The organism is Shewanella sp. 4_MG-2023 (assembly GCF_030548015.1).
Classification (GTDB): domain Bacteria; phylum Pseudomonadota; class Gammaproteobacteria; order Enterobacterales; family Shewanellaceae; genus Shewanella.
In genome coordinates this window covers 158,069-174,874 of record NZ_JAUORL010000001.1, presented here as the reverse complement: position 1 = coordinate 174,874, position 16,806 = coordinate 158,069, and the positions used below count along the sequence as shown (strand labels likewise).

12 protein-coding genes are annotated in these 16,806 nt (G+C 41.9%); 7 read left to right on the top strand and 5 right to left on the bottom strand.

Annotated features, from left to right (window positions below):
• Positions 1 to 2 precede the first annotated feature (2 nt).
• Complete coding sequence (locus Q4546_RS00720) at positions 3 to 1,043, top strand: porin (protein ID WP_303445496.1); 1,041 nt, start codon at positions 3 to 5, stop codon at positions 1,041 to 1,043.
• Between the two features lie 379 nt (positions 1,044 to 1,422).
• Positions 1,423 to 2,535 carry an NADH:flavin oxidoreductase gene (locus Q4546_RS00715; RefSeq protein ID WP_303445495.1) on the top strand — a complete coding sequence of 371 codons (1,113 nt, stop codon included), beginning with the start codon at positions 1,423 to 1,425 and terminating at the stop codon, positions 2,533 to 2,535.
• A 124-nt stretch (positions 2,536 to 2,659) separates the two neighbouring features.
• On the opposite strand, the gene Q4546_RS00710 is transcribed toward Q4546_RS00715, so the two are convergent.
• From Q4546_RS00710 to Q4546_RS00695, 4 genes are all read right to left on the bottom strand, one after another.
• On the bottom strand, positions 2,660 to 3,805 hold the full coding sequence (locus Q4546_RS00710; protein WP_303445494.1) for a cupin domain-containing protein: 1,146 nt from the start codon (positions 3,803 to 3,805) through the stop codon (positions 2,660 to 2,662).
• A 199-nt stretch (positions 3,806 to 4,004) separates the two neighbouring features.
• Positions 4,005 to 5,378: an MATE family efflux transporter gene (locus Q4546_RS00705; RefSeq protein WP_102435658.1), complete on the bottom strand. Its 1,374-nt coding sequence runs from the start codon at positions 5,376 to 5,378 to the stop codon at positions 4,005 to 4,007.
• Positions 5,379 to 6,156: 778 nt separating this feature from the next.
• Positions 6,157 to 6,633, bottom strand: a complete 477-nt coding sequence (locus Q4546_RS00700) for a cytochrome b/b6 domain-containing protein (RefSeq protein WP_198589374.1) — start codon at positions 6,631 to 6,633, stop codon at positions 6,157 to 6,159.
• 397 nt (positions 6,634 to 7,030) lie between these two features.
• Positions 7,031 to 8,386 carry an NCS2 family permease gene (locus Q4546_RS00695; RefSeq protein ID WP_303445493.1) on the bottom strand — a complete coding sequence of 452 codons (1,356 nt, stop codon included), beginning with the start codon at positions 8,384 to 8,386 and terminating at the stop codon, positions 7,031 to 7,033.
• A gap of 458 nt (positions 8,387 to 8,844) precedes the next feature.
• Here Q4546_RS00695 and Q4546_RS00690 point away from each other — a divergent pair, with 458 nt between their 5' ends.
• Positions 8,845 to 9,093 carry a DUF3297 family protein gene (locus tag Q4546_RS00690; protein WP_076539562.1) on the top strand — a complete coding sequence of 83 codons (249 nt, stop codon included), beginning with the start codon at positions 8,845 to 8,847 and terminating at the stop codon, positions 9,091 to 9,093.
• Positions 9,094 to 9,259: 166 nt separating this feature from the next.
• Here the strand turns inward: Q4546_RS00690 and katG are convergent, their stop codons facing one another.
• Positions 9,260 to 11,434, bottom strand: coding sequence for a catalase/peroxidase HPI (gene katG, locus Q4546_RS00685; protein ID WP_102476679.1), 2,175 nt, complete (start codon positions 11,432 to 11,434; stop codon positions 9,260 to 9,262).
• A gap of 537 nt (positions 11,435 to 11,971) precedes the next feature.
• On the opposite strand from katG, the gene Q4546_RS00680 reads away from it, so the two are divergent.
• The 4 genes from Q4546_RS00680 (at position 11,972) to Q4546_RS00665 (ending at position 16,490) form a co-directional block, all read left to right on the top strand.
• Positions 11,972 to 12,223 carry a hypothetical protein gene (locus Q4546_RS00680; protein WP_102440429.1) on the top strand — a complete coding sequence of 84 codons (252 nt, stop codon included), beginning with the start codon at positions 11,972 to 11,974 and terminating at the stop codon, positions 12,221 to 12,223.
• A 450-nt stretch (positions 12,224 to 12,673) separates the two neighbouring features.
• Positions 12,674 to 15,085 carry a winged helix-turn-helix domain-containing protein gene (locus Q4546_RS00675; protein WP_303445492.1) on the top strand — a complete coding sequence of 804 codons (2,412 nt, stop codon included), beginning with the start codon at positions 12,674 to 12,676 and terminating at the stop codon, positions 15,083 to 15,085.
• A gap of 24 nt (positions 15,086 to 15,109) precedes the next feature.
• Positions 15,110 to 15,550, top strand: a complete 441-nt coding sequence (locus Q4546_RS00670; protein ID WP_102520881.1) for a hypothetical protein — start codon at positions 15,110 to 15,112, stop codon at positions 15,548 to 15,550.
• 157 nt (positions 15,551 to 15,707) lie between these two features.
• Complete coding sequence (locus tag Q4546_RS00665) at positions 15,708 to 16,490, top strand: polysaccharide deacetylase family protein (RefSeq protein WP_102440447.1); 783 nt, start codon at positions 15,708 to 15,710, stop codon at positions 16,488 to 16,490.
• The last annotated feature ends 316 nt before the right edge of the window (positions 16,491 to 16,806 follow it).

Genomic DNA, 16,806 nt, shown 5'->3' with positions numbered 1-16,806 from the left:
CCATGTTATTAAACCGAAAATACATAATTTTACTATTAACCCTTGGCATGGCAACCAATGCACAAGCTGCGATAGAGCTGACTGATAACTTTTCCATCAGTGGTTTTGGTTCAACATCTATCAGTAAATCAGACAATAAAGCGCCATTATTTATTAACCGGGAAATAACAGATGAAACCTGTTATGACTGTGATACTTTATTTGGAATACAACTTGATTTAGATGTGTTTGAGGGCTTTGATGCATCAGCTCAAGTGGTTAAGCGCACCCAAGATAAATGGAGCGAACCTGAGTTAGAATGGGCCTACCTAAGTTATGAATTTAGTGACTTTAAAGTAAGGGCTGGCCGATTGCGCTTACCCTTGTTTTTAGTCTCTGAGTTTTATTTTGTTGGCCAAGCCTATGCGTGGGCAAGGCCGCCGGGTGAGATTTACGACTCGATTTTAGGTACCACCTCATACGATGGTGTTTCGCTGGCTTGGCAATATGAATTATCTGATGAAATATCACTTACCGTTTCACCTTATTATGGTTTCGGCGGCTTAACTGAGGTGAATTTAGGGCCGATATTGATGCAATTTGATTCTGACTATACCACCGGAATATATGTCGATTTAGTTGGGTTTAATTATCGTATCCATACTGGATTTTTACGGTCTAAATATACTTTACGCCCAGCCCCTACTGCTGATGAGTTAAGTGTATTTACTTTGGGGGCAGAATACAGTTTAGATGCTTGGCAGTTTATGGCTGAATTTGAACATGATGAGCTGCAAAGTAATTGGTACGCCAGTGTTGGTTATGCAATCGATGATTTTACTCCCTATGTGGTTTATGCCGAGAGTCGTGAGCTTAGAGAGAGTCAAGGGGTGACTATAGGGCTTCGCTATGATGTGACTTCATCGATTTCACTTAATGCTGAGTACCAGTCCATTTTAGGGGATAATCCAATAAACCGAGCGCAATTTGCCGCACCACCAATTATTTGGGGTGAAAGTACCGATGTTGAGTTATTAAGCTTGACGGTGAACTTTGTCTTTTGATGCTAGCTAAAGGTTTTGAGGCTAGGCAGTTAACTGCCTAGCCTTTTTAAATAGTTAACACTTTACCGCGATACTTATTTTTAGCTGTTTTGCTCGCAAAGATAGCTGCTTTGGCTTAATTGACTATTTAGTTTGCTATGTTGAATAATACGGCAAAGCGCCATCATTCATAACGCTTTTCGTAAAAAGAGCTTTAGATCAACCTCATGTAGTACACCAGCCGCCCCCTTAGCGGATATTCTTATTCAATCGCCCTAGTTAATTACCTCTTTTGGACTATATAGCTAGGTCTCACTTCTGACTTGTAGTTGTTTGATTGTTGAACAACGCCCTTTATAATGCCGCCGTTTAATAGATGACGCTTTTTAGAGGATGTAACTTGAGCACTTTGTATACAGAAACCCACATTGGCAGCATGCAGTTAAAGAACCGCTTTATCCGCAGTGCGACTTGGGAAAATATGGCAACTGAAGATGGCCATATGACAGAAAAGTTATACGCCATATACAAAGAGCTTGCTCAAGGTGAAGTCGGCCTGATCATTACAGGTTATGCCAATATCGTCGCAGAAGAAAAACCCAATGCGGGCATGATGGGCATGTACGACGACTCCTTTATCGAGGAATACAAACAGCTAACGGAATTAGTTCACCGTAATGGCGCCAAAATAGCCATGCAGCTGGCCTATGGTGGCACCAAAACCACTTACAACGTGGGTGAAAGAGTGATTTTTGCCCCAAGTGAGGTTTGCGAGCGTGGCACAAAAACCTTAGGTAAAGCCATGACCATTGCCGAGATAGATTACATAGTGCAGGCATTTGCGAAAGCGAGTTTACGGGCAAAACAATCAGGTTTTGATGGGGTTGAAATTCATGGGGCCCACAGCTATTTAATCAATCAGTTTTTAAGCCCTTATTACAATCAAAGAGATGATCAATATGGTGGCAGCCTAGAAAACCGCCTGCGCTTTTTAGTTGAAATCTATACGGAAACCAGAAAGCTGGTGGGTGATGATTACCCGATACTGGTGAAATTAACCGCCTGTGATTTTTTTGAAGGTGGTTTAACCTTTGCTGAAACCCGTGTTATTTGTAAAAAGCTTGCAGCCATTGGCGTTGATGCCATTATCATTTCTGGCAATATTCATGGTAAAGCTAATGACATGATTGGTGAGTCGTTTGAGGGGCATACCATTCAGCCACAGGGTTATTTTCATCAATATGGCGATGTGATAAGTCGTGAAGTGAATATACCAGTTATTACTGTAGGCGGGCTAACGGACATTGATGCCATAGAAACCATTGCCGCGAATACCAATATTCAATACTTTGCCCTATCAAGACCATTATTGTCAGAGCCTGATCTAGTGAAGCGTTGGCACAATGGTGATAGAGCACAAGCCCTATGTGAAACCTGCTCAAAATGCCGCACTAAGCGCGGTAATTTTTGCATTGTAAATAAACAGCGAAAAGCAACTATTGCGGGTTTTTAACTTTTATTCTGTCCATTAAAACTTGTCGATTAAAAAGCGAACCAGATGGTTCGCTTTTTTACGCGATGTTAATTGACTTACTGATGTGAGTTCATCAACTGCAGCTTATCTGAGCCAATCTGATTTAGTCGATGTCGTCAAAATACCAGTAACCAGCATTGACCCAAGCGGTTAATTGCTCAAGCACATCGTTATCGTTTAACCATGGACTTAGGTCTTGTGCACTAAGCTCTTGGGTATCACATAGCAGTGCGATTAAGGCTTCTTTGCCCGCAGATAGTTGCAGTTGCTCGCCATTGATATACAGCACGCCATCAGCAACGCTGGTTTCAAAGTACAGCGTGCGCAGGCCGCCAAGCTTTACTAAAGGTTGCAGCTTAAGCTGCTCAGTCACATCTAAACTTTGAAACCCTAAACTCTCTTCTGGTAAATCAAGTTCGCACTTAGACTGAGTCAGGTAGCGACCGCTAAATTCACTGACTAGCTTGTCATCAAGGGTGGCAAAAAGTTGCTGTTTAATTCGCTCAAGATCGCTGCTGTTCACAATACCTGAGTGTTCGCTTAAGGCGCGGTCAGGATCGGCAATTTGCTCATTGCACAAATCTTTGTCGATAATGTGATCGGCCATTGAACTGATCATATCTTTTGCCGATGCAGTGCGGTAACCCACAGAAAAGCTCATTGATGGCTCAAGGGTTACCCCATCATGAGGGTAGCCTGGTGGCAGATACAAGATATCGCCAGGGAGTAATTCAACATCAATGATCGGGTCGAATGCTTCGGTGTGCAGTAATGCAGGGTGAGCAGCAAACTCTTTGTGCGGCCCAAGATCGCCAACTCTCCAACGACGTCGGCCAGAACCTTGGCAGATAAATACGTCATAGAGATCGATATGAGGACCAACGCCGCCACCCGGTGTCGCATAACTGACCATGACGTCATCTAAGCGCCAGCGAGGGATAAAATCAAAACATTTGAGCAGTTCTTCAGCTTCTGGCACCCAGTTATTAAGGGCTTGGACAATTAAGGTCCAGTCAGTTTCACCGAGCTCTTCATAGGATTCAAATGGGCCAAACTCAGCTTGCCATTCATCGTTTGCTTTAAACACGCGGCGCGATTCAACCACGTCTTCGCAAGCAAGCCCTGCCATTTCTTCTGGTGAAAGCAGGTCTTCAAAGTGTTTAAAGCCTTGACGGATCACCAGTGGTTTCTTTTGCCAATACTGTTCAAGAAACTGTTGTGGCGTCATACCATTTAAATCTAATTGCATATTTATTACTCAGTGAAATTTGCCGCGATACTAGCAAGTATTAGCATTTGGTAATTTGGCCGAGATCATAAAATGGTGGATTAGCTGGTAAAGGCAATAAATCTGCCTAGCTCAATAGCGCCTGAAAAAATCTAAACCTGTTGAGTGTATCAATTCTCTACTTGTCACTGACAATAGCAGCACTTTGTAGACAAAGGTTTTAGTCATACATCAATGCTTGGGCTTTTTTATGATCGAACTCTTTTAGCGACTTTCTGGCGAGTTGCCTAAACGGCAGGGCTTTAACGACTTCTTCAAATGGCTGAATAGCAAAGGCCCAAAAAATTGACCCATCAAAGACTAAAATGATCAGTGCACATAAGGGGATTGAAATCACCCATTGGCCAGTAAAGTTAATTTTGAATACTGCGGTAGTTTTACCCACTGCTCGTAATATATTGCCATGAACCGTGTTGTAACCACGCACGATGGGCAAAAAGATATATAGCGGCGCAATGACAGCTAACGCTTGATAGGTTGCTGCATCTAAATGTGGGTAAATATCGGCAATAAAAATGCTCATAAGACCAAACAGCATTGCGCAAATCACTGAAATAACCACCGCAATATCGATACTGGTATCAACGTTTTTACTCAAATCATCCATCTTATTAGAACCAATAGCTTGGCTAATGGTAATGGCTGATGAGTGCGACCAAGCCGCAATAAATTGGGTTCCCGCTTTAATCCAAGGCATCACCAAGGTGATGGCGACATAGGCATTAATGTCGAGCTGTGAGTACAGCAACTGATACACAGTCACCCCTATCATCAGCATAGTGACGTTGGCTGCAATCGGGAATATCTCAATAAAATGCAGCCGAATATTGCGGCTCATTGAGGTGTTTTTATCTGGCAGCGTGATTTCGATTACAGGGCTGAATTTCATATATGATCCCAGATACATAAGCCGCACGCTTATGGCAATAATGCTACCTAGTGCGGCGCCTTGAACGCCCATAGCTTCAATTGCGATCGTATCGCTAAACTGATAACCATGAATAAGTAAATAGGACAAGACGGCGTTAATGGGCAACTCAATGAGATACCCTTTAAAGGGAATTTTAGTGCGACCCAAGCCATTAAACAGGGCAATCATCACCTGGGTTAGTGCAGTGTAAAGTATGATGTATTTTGAAATCACTAAGTAACTGGCAATTTCTTGTTGTAACAACACATTGTCTGTCAGCAGGCCAATTAAAGGGCGATCAAACAGGGTTAGCAATATCCAAAAAAGCAAGCCCACCGAGCAGTTAATCATCATCCCAGACCAGAATGCTTTTGATAGTGTTTGATTATTGCCAGAGCCAACGGCGCGACTTAACACCAATTGGGTACCATTGGCCAATGCCATTTGAATACCCAAAATAGCAGCAACAATAGCAGTGGCTATGCCCATAGCCGCTAAGGGGATTTCGCCTAAAGGCGATACTAATAAGGTATCTATCATCAACATGGACTGCATCAGCAGTCCATTTAATGCTAATGGCCAAGCAAGGGAAAGGTTCTTTTTTACATAGGACTGAGAGGGCACGGCTAGACCTTAAATGCGGTTAAGTTAAATCAGTTAAAAACAGAATAAGTTGTAAATTTAATCAAGTTATAGAAGGCGTTAACGTTGAATAATAGGCTAAATAACCATATTTCAATCTTGAATAATCGCTCCAATAAGCTTATTGACAGGCGCTTAGCTCACACTGCACTACTAACGTTTACAGGGACTATCATCGAGTTATACCTATTTGTACTACAATAACTTAAATCGTTTTTGGTTGCTATGGGGGAGGTTTTAGTTTTAGTTTTGGGGTTATAAATGACAAGATTAGCTATTGATACTCTGATAAAACAAAGAGCATAGGACGTTATAGGAACTGGTGTAACTGAGTGGTCGATTCGATAAAGAGAAAAGCAACACAACTTACTTTAGCTATGACTTAAGTAAGTTGAGGATTGAGGATGTTACAGTTCGGTTGTTGTAATTAAATACTAGCGCAAGGTATTAATCCTTAGGATTTTAGCTTCATGTTGTGGGAACGAAACTTTAAAAAGCGCGATATTGAACTGACAAAAGTCATAATTCCAAAACACAACACAGCCGGTATCAGTGTTAACAAGGTGACTTTGACAAGTGAAATAACACCGATAAGTAATGGTGAAATATTCGGTTCTGAGTGGGGCTCACTAATAACCATATTGATAGTTGTCGCCCACTCACTCAGGGATATTGTCCACAATAAAGCGGTGAATAGTAGTGAAATTGACAGAATAATAAAACTACGACTTTTCCATTTGTGGCTAAGGTATTTCATAATTTAGGCCTTTTTTGCTGTTTGTTTTTTGAAAAACTTTTTACTCATACCCTTAATCCATTTCCAGTGCATTGCTAAGTGGATCCCTAGCATTGGCATCAATAGATTGCCTAGGTCGTGATGTATTTTTGACCATACCGGAAGGATGTCAAAATGAATCCCTAGCTGAGGTAGCATCACTTCTGACACCAAAAAGCCACTTAAAATAACCATCACCATTGCTAGGTAGAAAATAAAATCCCACACAGCATTAAAACGGGCTTCACCAGATAATTGGCTGACAAACTTTTTAGGCAGTGACTTTAACCAGTCCCAGTGCAGTAATAGGTGAATAACCAAAGGGACTATAAACAATAAGCTTAACCATTCGTGCAATAAAACCCCTGTGGCTTTAGGGGCGCAAACTAATATAAATCCAATTAACAGTAGTGCATCCATGACGTAGAGTGTTTTACCTAAATCGTCTTTCCAAGTTTTCATTTATCAAGTTTCCATTAACCATCATCGATGACATTTTATTATCCCAATTAGCGATTCATATTCATTGACTGACATGAAAATAGATTGCTGCAATCAGCGCAATTTACCCTAAGTTGATTGACTTTATCAACTAACTTTACTTTGGTTTACACTTGGTATTTTTCACATTCGTAGTCGACTTTTTGTCGTGGTTAATGGTGATGCAGTGATGTTATGCGCAGAAGTGACAGAGGGCCTATTGAATTGCCCGCCACCTTGCGTGGATAGGCTTTTTTATGGCTGATCATTAATAAAAAATAAAAAATAAAAAATAAAAAATAAAAAATAAAAAATAAAAAATAAAAAATAAAAAAGGCCAGCATCAATGGCTGGCCTTAGTAATGAGGATCTTAGGGGATTAAATCGCCCAACCACCCATGTAGAAAACAACTAAACCAAGGGTTATGGCGACAACGCCCACTCGAAGCTTACGCCACTCACCGCTGCATATTCGGCCAATGACTAAGGTGACAAACCCTAGCATAATTCCGGTGACGATATTACAACTTAAAATAATAAAGATTGCGCAAGTTAGCCCAGCCATAGCATCGACTTTATCGTCAAAATCAAGCTTACTGACATTACTTAACATCAGCAGGCCAACATACATCAGCGCGGGCGCGGTGGCATATGCAGGCACTAAATAGCTTAATGGCGCCAAAAACATCATCAGTAAAAATAATACACCAACGATGGTTGCGGTTAGTCCTGTTTTCCCCCCTGCCGCTGTACCTGCAGCTGATTCAATATACACTGCCGCGGGGGCGCCACCGACTGCGCCTGCAAAAATACTGCTTACAGAATCTGAGGTAAGTGCCTTACCTCCACTAATAATATTACCTTTGTCATCAAGTAATTCTGCTTGGCCTGCAACGGCACGTATGGTACCTGTGGCATCAAAAATAGCGGTCATCACCAAAGCCAAGACAATGGGTAGTACTACAGGGTTTAATGCGCCCATAATATCGAGCTGACCAATTAATGATTTATCAGACATTAAATCAGGTAAGGCAAACAAGCCTTGATAGGTCACGTTGGGATCAAACAATAACCCAAATAGCGATAAGCCAATGATCACCAGTAAAATACCGCCTGGTATCCCGCGTCGTTCAAGGCCAATGGTGGCCGCAAGTCCAATAATGGTAGCAATAACGGGCAGGCTATTGATGTCACCTAATTTTACCGGTAAGCCAGCATTGTTAGAGACGATTAATTGCACGCTATTGGTGGCAATCAAAAGTAAGAACAAACCAATACCAATACCTGTACCGTGAGCAATACCTTTAGGTAAATTAGTCAGTACCCACTGACGGATCCCTGTAACACTCACAAAAGTAAATATGAGACCCATAAGAAAAATAGCGCCCAATGTCACCGGAATTGATATCCCCTGACCCAGTACCATGCTGAATGCCGTGAATGCTGTGAGTGAGATGGCACAACCAATGGCCATGGGTAAATTAGCCCATAGCCCCATGAGTAAAGAACCAAAAGCGGCAATTAAGCAAGTGGAGATAAATACTGCCTCAGGGTCGAAACCTGCAGTGCCAAGCATATTGGGCACCACAATCACCGAGTACACCATGGCTAAAAAAGTTGTTAAACCGGCAATGAGTTCTTGTTTTAAGGTACTGCCACGGGCAGAAATGTTGAAATAGCGATCGATAAATGGAGCAGAGGCTGCAGTAGCCTTGGTGGTCTGTTTAGACGTCATAGTAGATAACCTTTGATCTCTTAAATATCAGTTAACCAATGAGTATTCATTGGCTACATAGCTACGGCAGGTAGAGCCCCAAAACCTTATGGTATTGGGTGAGAGATCCACTTAGCGCTATAAGCGTTAGTGACCTGCGATTATTGTAGTAAACAAATGTAGTAAACAAATTTGTTATACACATTATCTGGTAAAATTTACTCTTACCAACATAGCTTTTGTTGGCGCGAAGTTTACAGGATTAACCAATAGCGAAATTTGAAACAGCTAACAGTTTTACGCAACAAGTGTGAAAGTTACGTGAATGATTTGACCTAAGCGATATCGATAGTTAAACAAATCTTTTGATTTGAAAGTCTATGCTATTTAGTTAGTTGATATTTATGACTGCTGCGCTTGAGCAAAACGGCGCTATTGCCTACAATAGCGGATATATTTATTACTACAGATAGCAGACCATGACTGACTCAACTGAGAAACTCGCTTTACCTGATCGCCTTTCCGTTAACCCACGTAGCCCACATCATGTGGCTGCCATTTTCGATCACGACATTGGTATTACCGTTAACGGTAAAGAGCGTTTTGACGTTGAAGAATATTGCATCAGTGAAGGTTGGGTTAAAGTACCGTCTCACAAAGCGTTAGACCGTCGCGGTCAACCGTTAATGATGACAGTTAAAGGCACTATTGAAGCCTTTTACAAGTAAGCTGATTAATCTTTAAATCAGTAGCTTGAGTTAAGATCAAAAAGCATTAGCTTGAGTTGTTAACTTAAAGCATAAAAAAGCGAATCGATTGATTCGCTTTTTTGTTTTTTTAATCTCGACGCTTTGTTAGCATTAGACTTAAATTGCGTTCATGCCTGTTTACGACTTAGATTAAATCAAAACGATCGGCGTTCATCACCTTTGCCCACGCTGTAATAAAGTCGCGAACGAATCGTTTTTTATTGTCATCTTGGGCATACATTTCAGCATAGGCACGCAGCTGTGAGTTTGAGCCAAAAATCAAATCTACCCGTGTTGCCGTCCACTTGAGTTTGCCTGTTTGACGTTCACAAATATCGAACAGATTATCTGATTTTGGTTGCCAGCTATAATTCATGTCGGTGAGGTTGACAAAAAAGTCATTACTGAGCACGCCAACATTATCGGTAAATACCCCATGTAATGTATTGCCGTAGTTGGTGCCAAGCACCCGCATACCGCCCACAAGTACCGTCATTTCAGGGGCAGTGAGCCCCATCAGTTGACTGCGATCAAGCATTAACTCTTCGGCGCTGACAATATAATCATTCTTTAACCAGTTACGAAATGCATCATGAAGCGGCTCCAAATCGGCAAAGGAGTCAATATCGGTCATCGCTTGGCTTGCATCACCACGGCCGCGAAAAAACGGCACTATCATCTCATAACCTGCCGCTTTGGCAGCTTGTTCAACCCCGACATTACCTGCTAGAACAATCACATCGGCGATACTGGCGCCGGTATCTGTCGCGATTTGGGCAAGTATAGTTAATACCTTACACAGGCGTGTCGGCTCATTGCCTTGCCACATATTTTGTGGTGCTAAACGAATACGGGCACCATTGGCTCCGCCGCGCATATCTGAGCCTCTAAAGGTTCTGGCGCTGTCCCATGCTGTTGTTACCATTTCGCTAACACTTAACCCGCTGGCGCTGATTTGCTCTTTTACCAATTGAATATCGTAGTGGCGGTTTCCTGCGGGAATAGGATCTTGCCAAATCAACTCCTCATCTGGCACATCAGGGCCGACATAACGGGTTTTAGGCCCCATGTCTCTGTGAGTCAGCTTGAACCAAGCTCTGGCAAAAGCATCAGAAAACTCATCAGGATTATGATAGAAACGCTCGGAGATTTTTCGGTATTCAGGATCCATTTTCATCGCCATATCAGCATCAGTCATCATGGGGTTGTAACGTTTGCTTGGGTCTTCAACATCAACAGGTTTATCTTGTTCTTTAATATTGATGGGCTGCCACTGCCAAGCACCTGCTGGGCTTTTTGTGAGCTCCCAATCGTAGTTAAGTAACAGTTGAAAGTAGCCATTATCCCACTGGGTTGGGTGAGTCGTCCATGCGCCTTCTATACCACTGGAAACCGTATCACGACCAATACCGCGGTTCGCTTGGTTATTCCAGCCCATGCCTTGTTGTTCAATGTCAGCGGCTTCTGGCTCTGGGCCCAGTAGACTTGCGTCTCCGTTACCATGGGCTTTACCCACGGTATGGCCGCCAGCGGTAAGGGCCACTGTTTCTTCATCGTCCATGGCCATACGTTTAAAGGTCACCCGTATATCATGGGCGGTTTTTAGTGGGTCAGGGTTACCATCAACGCCTTCTGGGTTGACGTAAATTAACCCCATCATCACTGCCGCTAGTGGGTTTTCGAGATTACGCTCACCTGAGTAGCGACTGCCTTCACTGCCACTTGGAGCCAGCCAATCTTTTTCAGCTCCCCAATAAATGTCTTTTTCAGGATGCCATATATCTTCACGGCCAAAGCCGAAACCGAAGGTTTTAAGCCCCATGGATTCATAGGCTATGGTGCCTGCGTAGGCAATTAAATCTGCCCAACTGAGCTTGTTGCCGTACTTTTTCTTAATTGGCCACAGTAGCCGACGGGCTTTATCGAGGTTGACGTTGTCAGGCCAGGAGTTAAGCGGAGCAAAGCGCTGATTACCTGTGCCAGCACCGCCGCGGCCATCAGCAGTGCGATAAGTGCCCGCCGCATGCCAAGACATACGGATCATTAAGCCGCCGTAGTGCCCCCAGTCAGCAGGCCACCATGGCTGACTATCTGTCATCAGTGCATGCATATCTAGTTTTAGCTCGGCGACATCGAGTTTTTTAATTTCCTCTTGATAATTGAAGCGATCGCCCATGGGGTTGGTCTTAGCATCATGTTGATGCAAAATATCCAGATTAAGCGCTTTAGGCCACCACTTGGTATTTGGCATGCTGTTGTCGGTCGTAGCACCGTGCATTACTGGACATTTGCCACCAGTATTTGTGGTGTTTTTATTCATAGCTTAACTTCCTTAGTATGTAGAACCCTAAGCCGCTTTTAGCAGCATAGCTTGCACAATATGATTGCCATAAGGCGCAGTACATTAGGTGTTCAGGTTGAATGACTACCCACTTTTTACCTCCCACAATTGGCGTATGATGAAAGCGATAGTCACTGCTTTTCGATATGGCTATCTATCAAGTTAGTTCATAAAGTCAGACTTTGGCGCTTTTAAGCTCAATCGTTTTGATGGTTTTTATCTGAATGGGGATAAACAAAACATGGCTATCTTTTGTGTTGCCAATTTTTAGGGCATCTACGGTTTGTTGTTCGGTTTAGTCTTTGCTCGTGTCATTAAGGCTGGTTAGACGAATAAACTGATAGTGAGTCTAATTGATGGGATTCACCACTATGAGGTATTTGCACCTCTTGGTTTGCTGAAAAATAACTAAGCATTTGAAATGCAGCCTTGCCATCCGTTGGCGGCACATTAATTTGGTGATTTGATCAGGTCGTCCCCGATTCCGGTACGGCAATTAATTCGAACTCATTTGAGGTGAGTAACAGCAGTTGTAGCACTGATGGTACACAAATCATTTTAGCTAACGATTATTATGAATGTCAGTTCGATGTGCATCTGCTTGCCACTGAAAATGACGCCGCTGAAAATGTGTTTAAATATGACACCAGTGACGTTACCCCTTATGCCAGTAACCTTGCCGATCTCGTTGAGGTGGTGGTTAAAGATAATGAAGGTAACGAGGCAAATGATGTTGCTAACGTCACCGTTCAGTTGAACGAAGACTAATTTAAAGGAGTTACCCCCAAAAAGCGCTAGTTATCACTGGCGCTTTTTATTTTTGGCTTAGAGGGGCAATCATTGGGTCGATAGGTGCCGGTTGCCTACTGTATTAATATGCTGTTATCAATGAGTGCTAAAATTTTAGCTTCAAACAATAACAAGCATGCAACTAAAGTACATATAAGACTCTATTATCTTGTACTACTTATGTATGTAATTTCAGTTACTAAAGTGAGTCAGCAACATTTACGCTTAGCGCGTATATCGCCTGATATGGCCGCTTTAGAGTCATTTTCCTGTGATAAACACCGCTGAATCAAGGGGCTCACATGGTTTGCGCAATATACAAAACCTACCTAGACTGAACATTCAGTTTAATATCAAGTTTCTCCCCATTTAACAGTGTAAGTTTCCGCATAATCAAGCGAATATTAGAATCTATAAGGCTCAATTTTTATGGACTCAAAGGGCAGAAATCAAAGCGATATGGAAGGAATCGACCCTAACTTACGTCAAGGTTTTGTGTTAAATGACATTGTGGTATTACCCGACGATGGTGAAGTGATTGTTCATGGGGAACGGCGTCATTTGCCTCCTAAAGCTTTTGAAATCTTATTATATTTATGTTCAAACCCTGAGCAGTTGCTTTCAAGTCAGCGATTGCTCGCTTTTGGTTGGGGGAAACTTAATCGAAAGCGTAGAAATTTGAGCCATGTAATTAGCGAAATTCGCCACGCCTTAGATGATCACAAAGAGTCCCCTGTTTTTATCCAAACCATTACCCGAAAGGGCTATCGATTAATCGCGACAGTCGCCCCCCTTGATGAAGAGGCGCTTAACCGAAAGCGTGCTGCGTTAAAAGCGCCGTTGTCTACCACGCATTCTGCCGATAGCGCACATACACCGCAATGGCACTTAAATATTGCCCTGTTAAAAAACTCTAATTTATTTCGTGTTAGCGTGGCTTTTTCGATTATGACTTGGCTCATTATTCAAATTATAGCCATTATCTTTCCGATTTTTAATGTGCCTGATTGGGGCATTAAAATTGTTGTTTTAGTACTGGTTGTCGGTTTTCCAATATTACTTATTTACACATGGTTTCAGGATATTAATGTCAAAAAAGACTTATTTAAAGCTGATAGAAATCATCCGAAGAAAAAGGTGTTTTACAAACAGTTGGCGTTTGATTTTTTCTTTATTGGCGCGTTGTCCATTTTAGGTGGCTTTTTATCGCTGCATTTAATTGACTCTATTTATAATGAAAAACCCAAGGTCGCAGCGCTGAAAACTAGCCTACCTATTCAAGATAATCTCATTGCGGTTATCCCTTTTGTGTTTGATGAGCAAAGCCAATTACCACATTATTTTGAATCCACCTTTCAAGGCGAAGTGATTAGCGCCTTAAGCAAGCAAAGCGCTTTTAATTTAATGTCTCAGCGGGCAGTAAATGAAATTCCCCAAAACAGCAAACTATCCACCTATGCCGAAAAACTCGGGGTGCGATATTTAGTCGATGGCGCCATTACTGAAAATGCAGGTGAATTTTCAATAATATTACATATTACTGATATCAAAACGTATTTACAGGTGTGGTCTTCGGTTGTTAAAGGTGATGTCGGCAATATTTTGTTGGTGCAAAAACAAATATATCGTGAGCTTTTTAATGCCTTATCACTGATTGCACAGTCGAGTGAATTAGATAGTCAGGACCTTATCAGCACCGATGATTTCAAAGCTTATGACAGTTATATACAAGGTAAAAGCGAGCTGTTTAAAGCTCCCACTCAGGCCACATTAGCCCAAGCTGAATTTCATTTTATGAAGGCGTTGGCATTTGATGGGGAATTTACCTTAGCCAGCGCTGGTTTATGCCAAACCTATCTAAATCAATACCAGATAAATAAAAAACTTGCGACGTTTGAATCAGCCCAGCAAATTTGTAATGCACTGACTCAGGTGTCGAATTTAAAAGAAGAAGGCTTAGTTGCCTTAGGTAACCTAGAGCGCTTAAGTGGCCGTTATTCACAATCTATTGCGTTTTTTGACGAGGCATTAACCCTTAACCCTAAAAATATTGAAGCAATTATTGGCGCAGCCGACAGTCAGACTCAACTGGGTCACAATGATAAGGCGGTGGATTTATTTGCTAATGCGATTCAATTAGAGCCGGGATACTGGAAAAATTATCAGCGCTTTGGCAATTATTACTTTAATAATGGTCAATATAAAAAAGCCAAAGATAAATACCTTAAAGTCACATTATTAAAGCCTAACTACGCTAATGGCTACAGTAGTTTAGGCGGCGCCTATTTTCTTGATGATGAATTAGAAAAGGCCACTATGGCGTGGCAAACCGCATTATCTTTAGCACCTAATGCGTTAACTTACTCAAACCTTGGGACAGCACTCTTTTTTAGATATGAGTTTACTGATGCAGCCCAAAGTTATCGTAAAGCCATTAAGCTGAGCCCCAACGACCCTGTGTTGTGGGCTAATTTAGCGGATGCAGAAAAGTTTTCCGGTGATACCACTCAAGCCCTTCAAAGCTATCAACAAGCCTATAAATTAGCTCGTGAGCAATTTGTAGTTAATCCTAACGACCATGTTATGCAAGCAATGTTTGCCAGATATCAATCAGAGCTTGGGGAGTGTGAACCGGCATTGCAAAAAATAACCTCAACTCAATTACAAGATAGCCCCGATCCATATCTTTTTTATGATATGGCCATTGCGGCGATAAATTGTGATGAAAAACAACTGGCTATTCAGTATATCGATAATGCCCTTAAATTAGGCTATTCGAAAAAGTTGCTGGCTAGAGATATTCAGTTTCAAGGTGTTTACGTCAACATGGCGATGCCATAACGCAATAAAACAAGGAAGAAGGCAATGAATATTACTATAAAACCATTACTCACAGCTCGAGCATTAACCTTAGTTACACTCATAGGTCTATTGGGGATGTTTTCACGACAAAGTCTTGCTGAAGATCAAACCATTAGTTTGGTTGCCAGTGAGTGCGCTGTCACGGTAACACCTAATGAAGGTAGCGGCTGTGAGCAAGGGCAATGTGAAGGGGTTGAAGCGTGTATCTGCGCTAAGCGAGGTGACTTTATCACTTGGGAAATGAGCGATAATAATAGAGCCAAATTTAAGTTAAAGTTTAGCGAAAATTCGCCGCTTAAAGAACAATGTGGTAAGAATTTTAAAAAAGGTAAAGTAAAGTGCAAAGTGAAAGAAGAGCTTGACGTTGGGGAAAGCTTTGACTATTTGGTGATGCTTGAAGGTTGTGATGAAGGCACAGATCCACGTATTGTTATTTCGAAATAATAACGACTCAGTGAAAGTCAGAGTATGCATAATAGGCTGATTTATATGTTAGTTTATAGCTTGTTTTATATTTGGATTTATAAAAATCTGCGCTGGCATGACTTTTATGGGCGCGAAATTGATTATCAATAAACAAATATTACAGATTTTAAGGTCAATGGTCTTACTCCCATTGGCCTGTTTTTCAGCGTCGGCAGCTGAAACTCAAAGGTTTACTTGGCCTAACGGCGAAAAACTAGCAGTGAGCCTTTCTTATGATGATGCCTTAAACAGCCATTTAGATAATGTGTTGCCAGCACTGAATAAGCATCATTTTAAGGGCTCTTTTTATGTTATCTCCACGTCTTCGGTATTAGCGCAGCGAAAGAGTGAGTGGCAAGCTGCAGTTAAACAAGGTCATGAGCTAGGTAATCACAGTATGCAGCATCCTTGCCGCGCCTCATTGCCCAATAGGGGCTGGGTTAAGGTAGAGCAAGACCTTGATCATTATAGTGTCACACAGATGATTGATGAGCTTAGTGCTGCTAATACTTTTTTAAATGCTATTGATGGTAAAACTGAGCGCACCTATACCGTCCCTTGCGGTGATTTACTGGTGGGCAGTGCTTTACGCTTAGATGATGACTCGACTGGTGGTCAAGAGTACCTTAACAAAGTAAACCACCTCTTTACCGCGATTAAAGGCCACGGCGCTGACACACGCTTTAACCCCATCATTTACCCAACCGGCGAAACCGGTAAAGCGTTAATTGCTTATATTAATAATACCTCTACAGATACCTTGCTGATTAACTTAGTTTTTCATGGGGTGGGCGGTGATTACTTATCGGTATCATCCAAAGCTCATGCTGAACTATTGGCTTATTTAGCGGCCAACCGTGACAAGTACTATGTCGATTCATACCTTAACCTGATGAACTATGCAGCCGCTCAGCAATAACACTTTTTTAGATTTGGGTGTTTTAAGCTTTGGCTATATTTAGTGAGAGGCAGTGACAAGTATCATGTGGATTCATACCGTAATTTGATGAACTATGCAGCTGCGAAGTAATAGCAGCTAATTCTATTTAGCTTGTTTCAGCTTACGCTATCTTTAGCTTAATTCAGCCTTTAACATCAGCCTTTAACATCAGCCTTTAACATCAGCCTCTAATATTAGCTGTAAATAAACTCTGCCAACTCAAGATCTCATTTAAACACAAGATGACTTTTATTCATGTTGGATAACTGTAGAATCCGCGGCTGTTTTATCACTA

Excerpts from the sequence above, each read along its gene's own strand:
- Q4546_RS00720 (WP_303445496.1), top strand. The coding sequence starts at position 3 with ATGTTATTAAACCGAAAATACATAATTTTACTATTAACCCTTGGCATG.
- Q4546_RS00710 (WP_303445494.1), bottom strand. The coding sequence starts at position 3,805 with ATGCAATTAGATTTAAATGGTATGACGCCACAACAGTTTCTTGAACAG.
- Q4546_RS00700 (WP_198589374.1), bottom strand. The coding sequence starts at position 6,633 with ATGAAAACTTGGAAAGACGATTTAGGTAAAACACTCTACGTCATGGAT.
- Q4546_RS00695 (WP_303445493.1), bottom strand. The coding sequence starts at position 8,386 with ATGACGTCTAAACAGACCACCAAGGCTACTGCAGCCTCTGCTCCATTT.
- Q4546_RS00690 (WP_076539562.1), top strand. The coding sequence starts at position 8,845 with ATGACTGACTCAACTGAGAAACTCGCTTTACCTGATCGCCTTTCCGTT.
- katG (WP_102476679.1), bottom strand. The coding sequence starts at position 11,434 with ATGAATAAAAACACCACAAATACTGGTGGCAAATGTCCAGTAATGCAC.
- Q4546_RS00675 (WP_303445492.1), top strand. The coding sequence starts at position 12,674 with ATGGACTCAAAGGGCAGAAATCAAAGCGATATGGAAGGAATCGACCCT.
- Q4546_RS00670 (WP_102520881.1), top strand. The coding sequence starts at position 15,110 with ATGAATATTACTATAAAACCATTACTCACAGCTCGAGCATTAACCTTA.
- Q4546_RS00665 (WP_102440447.1), top strand. The coding sequence starts at position 15,708 with ATGGTCTTACTCCCATTGGCCTGTTTTTCAGCGTCGGCAGCTGAAACT.